At 71.9% G+C, this 14823-nt stretch carries 16 protein-coding genes; 11 read left to right on the forward strand and 5 right to left on the reverse strand.

What is annotated here, in order from left to right:
• Nucleotides 1-36 precede the first annotated feature (36 nt).
• The 3 genes from AB0L06_RS35335 to AB0L06_RS35345 all read left to right on the forward strand — a co-directional run bounded on the left by AB0L06_RS35335 (nt 37) and on the right by AB0L06_RS35345 (nt 3230).
• Nucleotides 37-1875 carry an endonuclease/exonuclease/phosphatase family protein gene (locus tag AB0L06_RS35335; protein ID WP_500235526.1) on the forward strand — a complete coding sequence of 613 codons (1839 nt, stop codon included), beginning with the start codon at nt 37-39 and terminating at the stop codon, nt 1873-1875.
• 129 nt (nt 1876-2004) lie between these two features.
• Nucleotides 2005-2637 (forward strand): EF-hand domain-containing protein, encoded by a 633-nt coding sequence (locus AB0L06_RS35340; RefSeq protein ID WP_500235527.1) that lies wholly within the window; start codon nt 2005-2007, stop codon nt 2635-2637.
• Complete coding sequence (locus tag AB0L06_RS35345) at nt 2634-3230, forward strand: DUF6875 domain-containing protein (RefSeq protein WP_500235528.1); 597 nt, start codon at nt 2634-2636, stop codon at nt 3228-3230. Before AB0L06_RS35340 ends, AB0L06_RS35345 begins: the two co-directional genes overlap by 4 nt.
• Before the next feature lie 6 nt (nt 3231-3236).
• Here AB0L06_RS35345 and AB0L06_RS35350 read toward each other — a convergent pair whose 3' ends face one another.
• Complete coding sequence (locus tag AB0L06_RS35350) at nt 3237-4619, reverse strand: FAD/NAD(P)-binding protein (protein WP_500235529.1); 1383 nt, start codon at nt 4617-4619, stop codon at nt 3237-3239.
• A 173-nt stretch (nt 4620-4792) separates the two neighbouring features.
• Between AB0L06_RS35350 and AB0L06_RS35355 the strand changes: the two genes are divergently transcribed.
• The 3 genes from AB0L06_RS35355 (at nt 4793) to AB0L06_RS35365 (ending at nt 7711) form a co-directional block, all read left to right on the forward strand.
• Complete coding sequence (locus tag AB0L06_RS35355; RefSeq protein ID WP_500235530.1) at nt 4793-6958, forward strand: MMPL family transporter; 2166 nt, start codon at nt 4793-4795, stop codon at nt 6956-6958.
• A gap of 82 nt (nt 6959-7040) precedes the next feature.
• On the forward strand, nt 7041-7307 hold the full coding sequence (locus AB0L06_RS35360; RefSeq protein ID WP_500235531.1) for a metal-sensitive transcriptional regulator: 267 nt from the start codon (nt 7041-7043) through the stop codon (nt 7305-7307).
• Between the two features lie 182 nt (nt 7308-7489).
• The gene (locus AB0L06_RS35365) at nt 7490-7711 is read left to right on the forward strand and encodes a hypothetical protein (RefSeq protein WP_500235532.1); all 222 of its coding nucleotides are present in this window, start codon (nt 7490-7492) and stop codon (nt 7709-7711) included.
• A 234-nt stretch (nt 7712-7945) separates the two neighbouring features.
• On the opposite strand, the gene AB0L06_RS35370 is transcribed toward AB0L06_RS35365, so the two are convergent.
• The gene (locus tag AB0L06_RS35370; protein ID WP_500235533.1) at nt 7946-8809 is read right to left on the reverse strand and encodes an alpha/beta fold hydrolase; all 864 of its coding nucleotides are present in this window, start codon (nt 8807-8809) and stop codon (nt 7946-7948) included.
• Nucleotides 8810-8917: 108 nt separating this feature from the next.
• On the opposite strand from AB0L06_RS35370, the gene AB0L06_RS35375 reads away from it, so the two are divergent.
• The 5 genes from AB0L06_RS35375 (at nt 8918) to AB0L06_RS35395 (ending at nt 12326) form a co-directional block, all read left to right on the forward strand.
• Nucleotides 8918-9433 (forward strand): CGNR zinc finger domain-containing protein, encoded by a 516-nt coding sequence (locus AB0L06_RS35375; protein ID WP_500235534.1) that lies wholly within the window; start codon nt 8918-8920, stop codon nt 9431-9433.
• Nucleotides 9434-9531: 98 nt separating this feature from the next.
• Nucleotides 9532-9747, forward strand: coding sequence for a cold-shock protein (locus AB0L06_RS35380; protein ID WP_500235535.1), 216 nt, complete (start codon nt 9532-9534; stop codon nt 9745-9747).
• A 97-nt stretch (nt 9748-9844) separates the two neighbouring features.
• Nucleotides 9845-10822 (forward strand): TIGR03621 family F420-dependent LLM class oxidoreductase, encoded by a 978-nt coding sequence (locus tag AB0L06_RS35385; protein ID WP_500235536.1) that lies wholly within the window; start codon nt 9845-9847, stop codon nt 10820-10822.
• Between the two features lie 55 nt (nt 10823-10877).
• Nucleotides 10878-11270: a nuclear transport factor 2 family protein gene (locus tag AB0L06_RS35390; RefSeq protein WP_500235537.1), complete on the forward strand. Its 393-nt coding sequence runs from the start codon at nt 10878-10880 to the stop codon at nt 11268-11270.
• A 210-nt stretch (nt 11271-11480) separates the two neighbouring features.
• Complete coding sequence (locus tag AB0L06_RS35395; RefSeq protein WP_500235538.1) at nt 11481-12326, forward strand: SAM-dependent methyltransferase; 846 nt, start codon at nt 11481-11483, stop codon at nt 12324-12326.
• Between the two features lie 98 nt (nt 12327-12424).
• On the opposite strand, the gene AB0L06_RS35400 is transcribed toward AB0L06_RS35395, so the two are convergent.
• From AB0L06_RS35400 to AB0L06_RS35410, 3 genes are all read right to left on the reverse strand, one after another.
• On the reverse strand, nt 12425-13195 hold the full coding sequence (locus AB0L06_RS35400) for an SDR family NAD(P)-dependent oxidoreductase (protein WP_500235539.1): 771 nt from the start codon (nt 13193-13195) through the stop codon (nt 12425-12427).
• Between the two features lie 123 nt (nt 13196-13318).
• Nucleotides 13319-13990: a GntR family transcriptional regulator gene (locus AB0L06_RS35405; RefSeq protein ID WP_500235540.1), complete on the reverse strand. Its 672-nt coding sequence runs from the start codon at nt 13988-13990 to the stop codon at nt 13319-13321.
• A gap of 83 nt (nt 13991-14073) precedes the next feature.
• Nucleotides 14074-14823: an SDR family NAD(P)-dependent oxidoreductase gene (locus AB0L06_RS35410; protein ID WP_500235541.1), complete on the reverse strand. Its 750-nt coding sequence runs from the start codon at nt 14821-14823 to the stop codon at nt 14074-14076.

Raw genomic sequence — 14823 nt, forward strand, 5'->3', positions numbered from 1 at the left:
GCTCTCTCGCATTCACGCGGACACCGGAGGTGCGTGGTGCGGGTACGGCTCGACGTCGTGGCGGGCGCCGTCGTCCTGGTGGACGTCGTCAGGGTGTTCCTGCCGTCCCTGATCACCGTGGTCGGCGACGCGGGCAGCACACCGGCCGAACTCATCGGACTGTACGCGCTCGTGTGGTTCGTCGCGGCGTTCGCCGCCGCGCCCTTCGCCCGGCGGATCGGCCCGGGCGCGGCCGTGGTGCTCCTGGCCTCACGCGCCGCGCTCCAGTTCACCGACGGCGGGACGCCCCAGGTCGCGGTGGCCAGCGTCGGGCTGCTGGCCGGGTTGTGCTGGCTGGTCGCGACGGCCGGAACGGCACGGGACGCCCGTCCGGTCGCCGTCGGCTTCGTCGCCGGTCTCGCCGCCTCGGGCGTCCTGCACGCGGCGCTCGGCGGCATCGACCTGGTGTGGCGGGACGGCATCTGGCCTTGGGCAGTGCTGGCGCTTGAGCTGGGGATTTTCGCTTTCGCGTTGCGTCGGGGCCGCGCGCAAGACGAGCAGCCCCAGGGTGGACGGCTGTGGTGGACGCTCGGCCCGGCCCTTCTGCTGTGGGGCCTGTACACGGGCAGTTCGTCGCATGCGCAGGCCAGCGCGGACGGCGCGACCTGGGCGGCGGTGGTGGTCGCGACGGGGACCGTCCTGTCGGTCGCCGTGGTCGCGCGGCCCGCGTTCTGGACGCGCCATCCGGCGGTGCCGGGGGTCGTGCTCGTCCTGTCGGCGCTCGGGTTCGCCTTCGGACGCGCGACGGTGGACGGCGTCCATGGCGTCTCCCCCACCTGGACGCTGATCGCGCAGGTCGCCGGGCAGCTCGCCCTCGCCGGATGCCTGGGCTGGGCGGCCGCACGCCCGTCCGCCGGCGAAGGCGCCGCGACCCGGCGCGGGCTGGCGACCGCGACCGGGTTCCTGGTCTTCGTGGTGCTGTTCTTCGCGTACTACTCGGCCTACGACCTCGGCATGCCGAACCGGTGGGTGCCGGTGGCGGCGGCGGTCGTCGTCGCGGCGGTCTCGTTCAGCCGCGCCGAACGCCGTCCCGAGGCGGGACGGCAGTGGGGCGTGCTCGCCGCCGCGGTGGCGTCCGCGCTGCTGGTGACGCTGACCACGGGCCTGCCCGGCACGCCGTCCTGGCAGCCGATCACCGGCGACGGGCTCCGCGTCGCCGCCTACAACCTGCGCATGGGCTTCGGCATGAACGGAACGATGACCGTCGACGGGCAGGCGAAGGCCCTGCGGGCTCTGCGTCCGCACATCGTGCTGCTGAGCGAGGTCGACCGCGGCTGGTTCCTGAACGGCGGGCGCGACCAGCTGAGGCTGATGTCCGACCGGCTCGGCCTGAAGCCGCACTGGGCGCCCGCCGGGGACGAGGTGTGGGGCGACGCGCTGCTCACGAACCTGCCGGTCGTGTCCGTCCGGAACCACGTCCTGGTGAAGGGCGGGCCGACCGGGGCCGAGGCCCTCGAAGTCGGCGTGCGCTGGCACGGACGGGTCGTCACGGTCATCGCCACCCACACCCAGCCGCCGGACGGCTGGGCCGACCTCGGGCAGGCCGAGCAGCTCGCCCGGATCGCACGGTCGGCCGCCGCGAGGGGCGGTCCGGTCGTCCTCGGCGGCGACCTCAACATGCAGCCGAGCGACCGGGCCTTCCAGGTCCTGCTCGGCGCGGGCCTGCGGGACGCGTTCGCCGCGGTCCGCCCCTTCGTCACCTATCCGGCGCGGCCCAGGCCGACCGACCAGCTCGACCACATCCTGACGACACCGGACCTGACCGCGGAGAACCCCGGCAAGGTGGACGTCCCGGACTCCGACCACCTCCCCGTCGCGATCACCCTGCTCTCCTAGCCGGGCCCCGTCGCGGACGGCTGTTTGCCGACTCTTACCGTGCGCCAGAGAGATGATCTCGGATACCGACAGTCACTCAGGGTAGCGATATAGGTGCGAAACGCGACATTCGAGTTGACGGAGGGCACCGTGAGTGCGAACAGGAAGAACAACAAGCCGGCTCGCCAGGACAAGAAGCCCCGCAAGAACGGGAAACCGCGGCACAACGCCAAGCAGGTCGACCAGGCCCGGCAGGGGGCCTACGACGTCAAGCTGGCGGAGCGGTTCGAGACCTTCGACCGCAACAACGACGGCGCGATCTCCCGCCACGACCTCGAGTTCATGGCCGACGGCATCCTGCGCGCCCTCTCGCAGCACCCCGGATCGGAGAAGGGACGCGCCCTGCACGAGGGCGCCCGCCACTACTTCGAGGGCCTGGCGCGCAGCGCCAACGCCGACCCGGAGGGCGCGATCGGCCGGGCCCAGTTCCTCGCAGCCGCCCAGGACTCCCTCCACTCGGGCATGCGCGGCTTCGACGACTCGCTGCGCCCGTGGGCGGAGGCGGTCATCGCCGTCGCCGACCACGACGACGACGGCCGGGTCACGGTGGACGACTGGACGCAGGTCCTGACCGCGATGGGCGCGAACCAGCGGCAGGCGACGGCGTCCGCGCGCGAGCTCGACACCGACCGCGACGGCCACATCAGCACCCAGGAGCTGCTGGCCGAGGCCCGCCGGTTCTACGTCTCGGACGAGCCGGTGGAGGTGTTCTCGGCTCGATGAGCGACCCTTGGGAGCCTCCCCGGCCGCTGACGGCCGGGGAGGCGCTCGGCATCCGCCCGGAGCAGGCGGGACCGCGGCCCGGACCACTCGAAGTGATCACCCGCTGGGTGCGGGACTACCTGTGCCGTCCGCACCCTGAGCTGGGACGGTCCGGAGCGGTGTGCCCGTACACGCGGCAGGCCCTGGACGGCGGCAAGCTGCTGGGCGCGGTCTGGCCGGCACGTCCGGACGGGCCGGAGCAGGTGGCACGGGTGATGCGCCGGTACCTCTCCTGGTTCGTGGCCCACCACGGCGGCGCGGACGATCCGCATCGGGCGCTGCTCGTGGCCTTCCCCGGCGTCGACGAGCGCGATTGGGGGACGGTCATCGAGGGCGCGCAGCGGCGGCTGAAGCCGTCGTTCGTGCGGCACGGGCTGATGGTCGGCGAGTTCCATCCCGGGCCGCCCGCCGCGAAGGGCATCCGCAATCCGGGGTTCCGGCCGTTGCGCAGCCCGCTGCCGATCCTGGCCGTCCGTCCGATGGTGCGTTCCGACCTGCCCTTTCTCGATCAGTCCCCCTGGGCGCTCGACGCCTGGACGACTCGGTTCGGGTGAGGCCGGTCAGCTCTCCACGAAGGCCCGCGCGAAGGCTTCGGCCTGGTCGGTCGCGTGGTGGACGGCGTTGACGAACGGCATGCGCAAGCCGGACGAAACGCCCAGTAGCCAGATGCGCTCGCTGCGACCGTCCACGTGTAGGCGCAGGTCGGCGTCCAGTTCCGGGGGCGAGCCAAGGCCGGACGCGTCGCGGGTCAGCGCGAGGGCGCCACGCCGCATGTGCAGGGGCCTGCCGGTGAAGCCGGTCGCGCAGACCACGGTGTCGAAGCGCTCGTGCTGGCCGTCCGGCCACTGCACCCGCCAGGGAAGCGGGCCGTCCAGGCGTCGTGGAATCCCTGCGCGCACCCTCAACTGACCGGTTTCGAGCAGCCCCAACAGGCGTTCGGCGTTGGTGAGCGGAAACGAGCCCAGGTAACGCATCAGCGGCTCGCACGCGCGCAGGACACGACGGCGTGCGTCCCCGTCCCGCCGGACGAGAATCGGGTTGGCGATGTCGACCAGCTCGACCAGGACGTCCTGCCAGCCGACCCGTCCGCGACGCGCGAGATCGATCTCCGTCCGCAGCCGCTCGATCGTCCCGCCGGCCGCGTCATCACAGGTCAAGGCGGTGCCGAGCGTCCGGGTGACGAGAGCCAGGATCCGCCGGGTGAGGTGCGGGTCGGCGGGGTCGAGGGCGTGCACCGCGGCCGGATCGACCCGGACGGCTCCCCGGACGGTCCGGGTGCGCACGGCGGGCAGCGCGCCAGACGGCGACGCCATCGTGACGCGATGCCCGTGGCGGGTCAGCAGGAGGGCCGCGTCGATGGCGGACAGCTTCGTCCCCAGCACCAGGACCCGGCCGGACGGCGGCACCGACTCCAGCATCCGCTCCTCGGGGAAGGGGCTGGTCACGATGCCCGGACGGTCGCGCAGGCCGTCCGGGACCCGGGGCGGCCCCCAGCCCAGGCACACCAGGACGTCACTGGCGATCAGGTGCGATCCGTCGTCCAGGATCACGCGCTGCCCCTCGTCCGGCCCGAGGGGCTGGACGGCCACCGCGCGCCGCGCCACCCGGCGGTGCGCCACCCCCGGACGTCCCGCCCAGGTCTCGTAGACCTCGCGCAGGTACCGGGCGAACTCCCGGCGCGGCGCGAACACCTCGCGCTCGGCGGGCACGCCGCGTGCCCGCAACGACTCCCGGAAGTCGCCGGGCAGGCCCGGGAGCAGGGACATCAGGTCCGCCGACGTGTTGCACAGCAGTGCCGCGTCGCGGGCCCCGAAGGCCGGGCCCGCCCCGGCGGGCAGCGGGTCGACGATGTCGACCGGCGCGTCCACCCCGGCGCGCGCCAGCGCGGCGAACGCCGCCGTCCCCGCGGCTCCCCCGCCGATGATCACCACACGTCGCCGCACCTCAGGCCCCCGAACCGGCGAAAACGATCACTCACAGTGTTTCTATCAACACACCTCCAGAAGGCCTCTGCAGCCCGTCCTCAAGACCGTCTTTGGATACCCCATGGGGTATCGGGTACGGTGGCCGGGTCAGATACCCCATGGGGTATGTCCGGATCCTGGAGAGGAGCCGCATGAGCGTCGTGGAAAGCCGAGGGGAACGGACCCGGGAGGCGAACCGTCCACCGGGACGGGACGGACTCCTCGGCCGGCTCGGTGGATGGGCCGCCGGGCACGCACGGCTGGTCCTGCTGGCCTGGGTGATCCTGGTCGCCGTCCTCGGGGCGTTCGCGCCCAAGGTCAACTCGGCGCTGTCCGGGGCGGGCTGGCAGGCCGACGGATCGGCCTCGGTCCAGGTCCGCGAGCTCGCCGAGAAGCACTTCGGCGGCAACGCCTCCAGCGCGCTCCAGGTCGTCATCAAGGCCGACAAGCCCGTCACCGACCCCGCCGTCACGGGGATCGTCGACAAGGCCGTCGGCGTTCTGGACGCCGACGACCGCGTCGGGCAGATCGTCCGGCCCCAGCCGGGAGCCACGGTCAGCCAGGACGGCAGGACCGCGGTGATCCTGGCGGGTGCCGCGGCCGACCCGAACGAGATGGTCCGCGCCGCCGACGACCTGAAGGACCCGATCGCCAAGCTGTCGGCGGACGGCGTCCAGGTGCGCGCCACCGGCGCCTCGGTGCTGTGGAGCGACTTCAACAAGGCCAACCACGACGCCATGATGAAGTCGGAGATGCTGTCGTGGCCGGTCACCATGGCCATCCTCGTGCTGGCGTTCGGCTCGCTCGTCGCCGCCGGACTGCCGCTCCTGCTCACCCTCGCCGGACTCGCCGCGTCGGCGGGCTCGCTGGTGCTGCTGACCGAGCTGACCCCGATCTCCATCTGGGCGATGAACTTCGCGATGATGTTCGCCCTCGCGCTCGGCATCGACTACGCGCTGTTCCTGGTGATGCGCTTCCGGGACGCGCTCCAACGCTCCACCCCCGCCCGCGCGGTGGCCGAGACGATGGACACCGCGGGCAAGGCCGTCCTGCTGTCCGGGGTGACCGTGCTGGTCAGCCTGTCGGCCGTGATGATCGTGCCGTCCCCGGCCTTCCGCTCCATGGCGGGCGGGATCATGCTCGCCGTCGTGTTCGTCCTGGCCGCGACGCTGACGCTGCTGCCCGCCGTCCTCGGGATGCTCGGCAAGAAGATCGACCTCGGGACGCCGCCGTGGGCCCGCCGCAAGGACGGGGCCGAGGCCCGGCCCAACCGCTTCGAGGCCTGGGGACGCCTGCTGTGGCGGCGTCCGGCCCTGTTCGGCGCGGCCGCGACCGTGCTGCTGGTCGCGCTGGCCATCCCGGTCTTCGGACTGCGCACGGCGATGCCGTCGATCACCGTCGTCCCCGAGGACGCGTCGGCCCGCATGGGCTACTCGGCCGTCCAGGACGCGTTCGGCAAGGGCGCGCCCGGCGCGCTCCAGATCATCACGCCGCAGGCCGAGGCCGACGCCACCGCGTCGGTGCTGCGCAACGACCCCGGCATCGGGGCCGTCATGCCCGCCGCCCCGTCCGCGGACGGCTCCGGGCTGTCGCTCGTCCAGGCCGTCCCGAAGGTGGACCCGTCCGACCCGGCCCTCGCCGAGACCGTGGACCGGCTCCGCGCGGACCTGCCGGACAAGGCCCTGGTCGGTGGCGCGGCCGTCGAGAACCTCGACCTGAAGGACACGCTGGACGCCAAGACCCCGCTGGTGCTCGGCACCGTCGTCGGCCTCGGGTTCGTCCTGCTGCTGTTCGCGCTGCGCGCACCGCTGATCGCCGCGCTCGGCGCGCTGACCAGCCTGCTGTCCACCGCCGCCGCGTTCGGCGCGGCCCGGCTGGTGTTCCAGGACGGGCACGGGTCCGGCCTGCTCGGCTTCACCCCGCAGGGCTTCCTGGACGGCTGGGCCCCGGTGTTCTTCTTCGCCATGATCTTCGCGATCGCGATGGACTACACCGTGTTCCTGCTGGCCACGGCCAAGGAGGAGTGGGAGAGGACCGGCGACCCGAAGCAGGCGGCCATCGGCGCGCTCGCCCGCTCCGGCCGGGTGATCTTCGCGGCGGCCGGGGTCATGGTCGCGGTGTTCTTCACCTTCGCGCTGTCCGGTCCGCTGCCGCCCAAGGAGATGGGCGTCATCCTGGGCGTGGCCGTCCTGCTGGACGCGCTGCTCGTCCGGCTGGTGCTGCTCCCGGTGCTGCTGCGCGCGACCGGACGGGCCGCCTGGTGGTGCCCGCGGTGGCTGAACCGGCTGCTGCCCGACGTCAGGTTCTCCCATGACTGAGACGCCCGCCACGAAACCGGTCCGTTCGGATACCCCCGTGGGTACCATGGATCCAGCGCTCAGCTCGACAGGGAGGTCAGCGATGAAGGTCGACGAGAACGCGCAGGGCGCGGTCCTCAACCGGCTCCGCCGCGCTCAGGGCCAGCTCGCCGGCGTGATCGCCATGATCGAGGCCGGTCGCGACTGCAAGGACGTCGTCACGCAGCTCGCCGCCGTCTCCAGGGCCCTCGACCGGGCCGGGTTCAAGATCGTCGCCAGCGGGATACGCCAGTGCATGGCCACCACCGATGAGGGCGCCCCGCCGATGAGCGAGGAGGAGCTGGAGAAGATGTTCCTCACCCTCGCCTGACCCGGCGCAGGGCTCTCCGCTCAGGGCGCTTCGCCCGGTCCCCACCAGGGGGCCGGGCGAAGCGCCTTTTCGGCGCGCCGACCAACCCCTCTGTACTGCGATAATCACGCAGAGTAGCCGTAGGGTGTCTGCCGAGAAACCGGTCCCAGAGGGGGACCGGGTGCAGAACGGGAGCTACGTCAATGCGCAAAACCCTCACCATCGGTGCGGCCACCGCAGTCCTGGGAATCCTGCTGAGCGCGGTCCCGGCCCAGGCCGAGACCCCCGCGAACCAGGCCGCCACCCCGGACTTCGTCCCCTGCGGGCTCGCCCCCGCTCCGCTCCCCGTCCCGCTCCTCACCCCGCCGGTGATGCCGTACTGCATGCCCATGACGCCGGGCTACCCGCCGATGAGCATGTACTGATCCACCGACGCGGACGGGCCGTGACGGCGCGCGAGCGCCCCGGCCACGAGCGAGCACGAAGCACGAGCGTGCCGCACACCGCATGAGCACGACGTGCGAGCGCGACGGACAACGCGCGAGCACGGGAAACGACGCCGGCCCGGCCGACACGCATCGCGTGTCGGCCGGGCCGTTTTGGCGGGGACGCGTCGCTGGCCGGATGGGCGGCGGGCGTCGTCAATCGGACGGGCGTCGTCAATCGGACAGGCGGCGGAGGAAGTCGCGGATCAGCGCCGCGCTCTGCCGGGTCCGGGTGACGAACGGGAAGTGCCCGGTGTCGAGCAGCTGGATGTGCGCGTCCTTCAGGTCACGGGCGAAGGCGAGCGCCCCGTCCGGGCCGAAGATCTCGTCACCGCGGCCCCACACCGCCAGCAGCGGCGGCTGCTGCGTGCGCAGGTACTCCTGCCAGGACGGGTAGAGAGGCGGGTTGCTGCCGTAGTCCAGGAACATCGCGAGCTGGATCTCCTGGTTGCCCGGACGGTCCAGGAGCGCCTGGTCGTGCAGCTCGTAGGCCGGGTCGACCAGCGACGCGTCGGGAAGGCCGTGCGTGTACTGCCAGTGGGTGGCCTCGCGGGTGAGCAGGCCGCGCAGCGCGTCGCCGTTCTCCTTCGACGGGTCGGCCCAGTAGGCGCGGATCGGCTCCCAGAACGGGGTCAGGCCCTCGTCGTAGGCGTTGCCGTTCTGCGTGATGATCCCGGTGACGCGCTCGGGGTGCCGGGTCGCCAGCCGGAAGCCGACCGGCGCGCCGTAGTCGTGCACGTGGATCGCGTAGCGGGTCAGGCCCAGCCCGTCGAGCAGCTTCTCCACCACGTCGGCCATGTGGTCGAAGGTGTACTCCCACTCGTCCACCGAGGGGGCCGAGCTGAGCCCGAAGCCCGGGTAGTCCGGCGCGATCAGGTGGAACTCGTCGGCCAGCTCGTTCATCAGGCCCTGGTACACGACCGAGGACGTCGGGAAGCCGTGCAGCAGCACCAGCGTGGGCGCCGACGGGTCGCCCGCCTCCCGGTAGAACACGTCGAGCCCGTCGATCTCGATCGTCTTGTGCCGTACGTCAACCATGATCTTCTCCAACCATCTAAAGGCGTTTAGCCGGTTGCCAACGAGAAGAACGTACCCCGATCCCGCTCAACCAGTCAACCCCACTTAGCCGGTTGATACACTCGTGGCATGCCACGACCACTCACCGGGGAACCCCTCGCGCTCGACCTTCTCGCCACGATCTGGATCGACCGCGGCCGGCGCTTCGACGAGTTCGACGAGCCGGGCGGCCTCGAGGGCTGGCTCGCCGAACACGCCCTCCCCGTCCCGCCCGAAGGCCCCGAGGCCGTCCGCGCCCACGTCATGACCGCCCGCGAGGCCATCCGTTTGGCCCTCCACGGCGACGAACGCCCTCTCAACACCGTCCTCACGCACGGCTCACGCCGCCCCCTGCTCAGGAACGGCGAGCCTGCGGCCGAGGTCGTCACCGAGGACGCCGACTGGGCCCCCGCCTGGATCGCCGCCGCCGACCTCGTCCGCCTCTACGGGGAACGCCCCGAGCGCGTCCGCAAGTGCGCGAACCCCGACTGCGTCCTGTGGTTCTACGACCTCACCAAGAACGGCTCCCGCCGCTGGTGCTCCATGGACGTCTGCGGAAACCGCGCCAAAACCGCCCGATTCCAGCAAAGCCACCGCCACTCCTGACACGCACACGGCCGCGCCATCACCCTAAGCGCGTATATCGACACTTTGCGTGAGAGGATCTGCAGCGTCGGCACACTCGATCGCACTCAGGAGAAGGCATGGCCGAGCGCCAGAACGGCACCGTGAAGTGGTTCAACGACGAGAAGGGCTACGGCTTCATCACCCCGGAGTCCGGAGAGCCGGACCTGTTCGTCCACTTCCGCGCCATCGAGACCTCTGGCTTCAAGTCCCTGAAGGAGGACCAGAAGGTCTCCTTCGAGGTCACCCAGGGCCAGAAGGGGCTTCAGGCGGACCACGTCCGCGTCGAGGGGTAGCGGGTCTTCTTCCCCGTGGGTCCACGCCCGCGTTGTTCACCCTGGGCGTGAGCGGCGGCCCTGGCGTGCTCGGGGCGGGCGAGCGGATGATCGGCGGATGAGAGACTTCCGCTTCGGGTTCAACTTCTTCGACATCCGCTCGCGCGAGGACTTCGTGGACCAGTGTCGCCGGGGCGAGCGGTACGGCTTCGACGTGGCGCTCGTGCCCGACCACCTCGGCTCGCCCGCGCCGTTCCCGACGATGGTCGCGGCGGCGGACGCGACCGAGCGGCTGCGGGTCGGGTCGCTGGTGCTGAACGTGCCGTTCTGGAACGCGCACCTGCTGGCCCGCGAGGTCGCCTCGGTGGACCGCCTCACCGGCGGACGGCTCGAACTCGGGCTCGGCGCGGGCCACATGAAGTGGGAGTTCGACGAGGCGGGCATCCCCTGGGAAGGCTTCGGGGCGCGGGCTCGGCGGATGGAGGAGACCATCGGCGAGCTGAGGCGGCTGTTCGCCGCGGACGGGTACGAGCAACGCGCCGCGACCGACGAGCGATTCGGCCTGGACACGTTGAAGCCCGTCCAACGCAGTGGGTTCGGCGGCTACGGGCCGCCGCTGCTGGTCGGCGGAACGGGCGACCGCGTGCTCCGCGTCGCCGCCGCGCACGCCGACATCGTCGCGGTCGCCGGGACCTACCAGGTCCCCGGCGCGCCACCCGGGACGTTCCGGCTCGGCAGCGCCGCGGAGGCCGCCGAGCGGGTCGCCTTCGTCCGGGAGCAGGCGGGCGACCGCTTCCCGGACATCGAGTTGAACGTCCTCATCCAGCACGTGCAGGTCACCGCGGACCGGCGCGGCGTCCTGACGGAGATGGCGCCCAGGTTCCTGCCGCACCTCACCCTGGACGAGGTCCTCGACACCCCGTTCCTGCTGGTCGGAACGGAGAAGCAGATCGCCGAACAGATCCGGGAGTCCCGCGAGCGCTTCGGCTTCACCAACGTCACCGTCCACGCGCCGTTCATGGACACCCTCGGCCCGGCCCTCGAACACCTCGACCAGCCCGGCGCCACCGCCACCTGTACTCAATTTGTTGATTAAGTGCGTGTGTTAGCCTGCAGGCACATAGTCAACTCGTTGAGTAGGGGTGACGGGCATGCATCCGTTCCGGAAGGCCGCCGAGGCGCACGACATGGAGGCCATGGAGGCGCTCCTCGCCGACGACGTGGTGTTCACCAGCCCGGTCGTGTTCAAGCCCTACTCGGGCAAGCCGATCACGATGGCGATCCTGCGCGGCGTGCTGCGGGTGTTCGAGGACTTCCGGTACGTCCGGGAGATCTCCGAGCCGGGCGGACGCGACCACGCGTTCGTGTTCCGCACGACCGTCGGCGGACGCGAGGTGCACGGCTGCGACTTCGTCCACGTCCGCGAGGACGGACTCATCGACGAGCTCACCGTCATGGTCCGTCCGCTGTCCGGGGCGAACGCGCTGGCCGAGGCCATGGGCGCGCAGTTCGCGCAGATCGAGCGCGAGGCGCTCGGCGGCTGAGGCCGAGCACCCCGCGGCCCCGCCCCAGCAGGCGCCCTGGTCGGTCCAGACTCCCCCCTGGCCGCCCGGGGCGTCGCCGTGGGTCCGCACCTTGGCCCGAAGCGGCCGGTCCGGCGGGATCAAGATCATGAAACACCCTCGCGGCGGCGGCCCGGCCTGTAGCGTGACGTCCGGAATGCGTCTTCGTCACCCGTCCGACCGGAGTCCCCGATGAGTAGCAGCGACGCCATCGCCGGCATTCACAACACGCCCTCGTCGGCGCGCCTGTACGGCATGTCGCTCGGCGGCAAGGACTGGTACGAGGTGGACCGCCGGTTCGCCCTCGAGTCGCTCCCGCACTTCCCGGGGATCGTGGACATCGCCCGCGACAACCGGCTGTTCCTGTACCGGCTCGTCCGGTACCTGGCGGCCGAGGCGGGCATCCGGCAGTTCGTCGACATGGGCTGCGGGCTCCCGACCAACAGCAACGTCCACCAGGTCGCGGCGGAGTTCGGGCCGGGCTCGCGGGTCGTCTACGTCGACAACGACCCGACCGTGCTCAGCTACGGCCGCGCGCTGATGGCCGAGGACGAGACCACCGCGTTCGTCGCCGCCGACTTCCGCGACCAGGACCGCGTCCTGTCCGACCCGGGCGTCAAGCGGCTGATCGACTTCGACGAGCCGGTCGCGGTGCTGTGGCTGTCGGTCGGCCACCACCTCCTGGACGACATGGACCCGCGCGGCCTCCTGCGGCACATCGTCGACGACATCGCCGCGCCCGGCTCGCACCTGGCGTTCACCCAGATCGTCACCGACGACGCGGCGATCCGCGCCGCGATGGACGAGAGGGCCAACGCGTCCGGGATGCCGTGGCGGACGCGCTCCCCCGGCGAGGTCGACGAGCTGCTGTCCGGGCTGACGCCGGTCGAGCCGGGCCTGGTCAACATCAAGGGGTGGCGTCCGGACCCGGAGCAGCCGCCGCTGCCGCCCGTCCCGGCCGACCTGGAGCAGTTCCTCGGCGCGTCCGCGCACTTCCCCGGCTACGAGTACGGCGGCCTCCTCCGTAAGGACGCCTGACCTTTCACCCCGGCCGGACTGCCAACTTCGGCCAGGGGGAACCGCATGCCGACGCCCGGCCAGGAGTGATCCGGCCGGGCGTTCGGCGGCTTCGGGGGTTACGCGGGGGCGATGGGGCCGAGCCAGGTGCCGCCGGAGACGTCGATGGTCTGGCCGGTGATGTAGCGGGCGTCCGGTCCGGCGAGGAAGCCGACCACGTCGGCGACGTCCTCGGGCTCGCCGAGACGGCCGAGGGCGGTGATGGACTCCAGGGCGGCGGCGGCCTCCGGGATGGAGACGTATCCGGCGGTCAGGTCGGTGCGGATCGCGCCGGGCGCGACGGTGTTGACCGTGATGCCGCGCCGGCCGAGGTCGTTGGCAAGGGCCGGGGCCAGCGCTTCCAGGGCGGCCTTGGAGACGTTGTAGCCGATCTGCACGGACACGGCCATCCGGCTCGCGACCGAGCCCATGTTGATGATCCGGCCGCCGTCGTTGAGCAGCGGCAGCGCCTGCTGCGTCACGAAGAACGGCGCGGCGACGTTCACCTTCAGTAGCCGGTCGAGTTCCTCCTCGGTGAGCGCCGAGACGGGGCTCACCGACCCGATGCCTGCGTTGTTGACCAGGATGTCCAGGCCGGCACCGTCCAGCGCGGGGACGAGCGCCTCGAACAGGCGGTCCACCGCGCCGTCCTCGCCGAACCGGGCCTGGACCATGACCGCCGAGCCGCCCGCCCGCTCGATGTCGGCGACCGTCCGCTTCGCCGCCTCCGCGTCGCTGCCGTAGTGGACGGCGACGAACGCGCCCTCGGCGGCCAGCCGCAGCGCCACCGCCCGGCCGATCCCCCGCGAGCCACCGGTCACCAGCGCCGTCCTGCCGTCGAGCTTGCCCATCGTCGTCTCCCTCTCAGCGGCCGGTCCTCGGTGCGGACCGGCTGATGAGAGAACGATGTCCGGGGGCGCTCACCGGCACCTCACCGGCCGCTCACCGCCGGCGGGAGGGCGAGCGCCCGGACGTCAGGACGGTGTGGGTTCGGCGGTCCGGCGGTCGCGGTCGAAACGTTCCAGGATGCGCTCGGTGCCGCTCGCCCAGTTGGTCTTGAGCTCGGCGACCGCGCCCTCGACGTCCCCCTCGAGCAGGCACTCGGCGATCCGCTCGTGCTCGGCGGCCGAGCGCTCCAGCACGTCCTGGTCGCCGACCACGACCCGCTCGTAGCGGTGCATCGTCAGCTTCAGCGAGCCGATCATGTCCATCAGCCGCTCGTTCCGGCAGCCCGAGGTCAGCATCCCGTGCCAGGCGTCGTCGTGGCTCTCCAGGACGGCGTAGGCGGCGCGCGGGTCGGGGAACCCGCGGGCCTCGGCCAGCAGCCGCGGCGCGAGCGACACCAGGAACGCCGGGTCGCTCAGCCTCAGCGCCAGGGACTCCATCTCGCGCACGATCGTGCTGAGGTCGAGGAACTCCTTGCGGCTCATCGGCGCGAACCGGAAGCCCTTGCCGCGCTCGCTGCGGATCACCCCCTCGCGCTCCAGCGCGATCAGCGCCTCCCGCAGCGGGGTGCGGCTGACGCCGAGGTCGGCGGCCATCCGGTTCTCGTTGATCGGCTCGTCCGCGGCGAACTCGCCCCGGTTGAGCCGTTCCAGCAGCTCGTCCTTGATCTGCTCGCGCAGCGGACGGCGCTCGATCGGCATGCTCTCCCTCTTCCCAGTGCCCGGATTCGACCGTGACGGCAGGGCGCGCGGCCGGCTCGATCCGCCACGCGCCCGGCCCTGGGTCAGGCGGTGCCCGCGCCGTCCACGGCGAGGACGGCCCCTGACACGAACGCCGCGGCGTCGCTGGCGAGGAACGCCACGGTGCTGGCGATGTCGCGCGGGGTGCCGATGCGGCCGAGCGGCCGGTCGGCCGCGTCGACGTAGAACGACTCGACCGACGCGCCCAGCTGGGCCGCCTCGTCCGCGAGCATCCCGGTGGCCGTGTCACCCGGGCACACGCAGTTGACGCGGATGTTCTGCGGACCGTGGTCGATCGCCATCGCGCGGGTCATGTTGACGACCGCCCCCTTCGACGCACAGTACGATACGGCCTGCGCACCCCCCTGGATGCCCCAACCGGACCCCGTGTTGACGATGCTTCCGCCGCCCGCCTCGACCATCAGCGGGATCGCATGCCGGCTCATCAGCATGATCGACTTGATGTTGACGGCCATCACCAGGTCCCAGTCGTCCTCGGTGATCTCGCACACGGTCGAACGGCGGATGATCCCGGCGTTGTTGAACAGCACGTCCACCCCGCCGAAGGTGTCCTTGGCCAGGGCGATCGTCCGCTCGCAGTCGGCGGCCCTCGACACGTCGCAGTGCGAGAAGACGGCGTTCGGGATGGCCTTGGCGGCCTCCTCGCCCGCGTCGGCGTTCAGGTCGGCGAGGACGACGGACGCGCCCAGCTCGCCGAGCAGCTCGGCGGTGGCGCGGCCGATTCCGGACGCGGCGCCGGTCACGACGGCGCGCTTGCCGGTCAGGTCGATCAT

Origin of the sequence: Spirillospora sp. NPDC052269 (assembly GCF_040679435.1) — a bacterium.
Classification (GTDB): domain Bacteria; phylum Actinomycetota; class Actinomycetes; order Streptosporangiales; family Streptosporangiaceae; genus Spirillospora.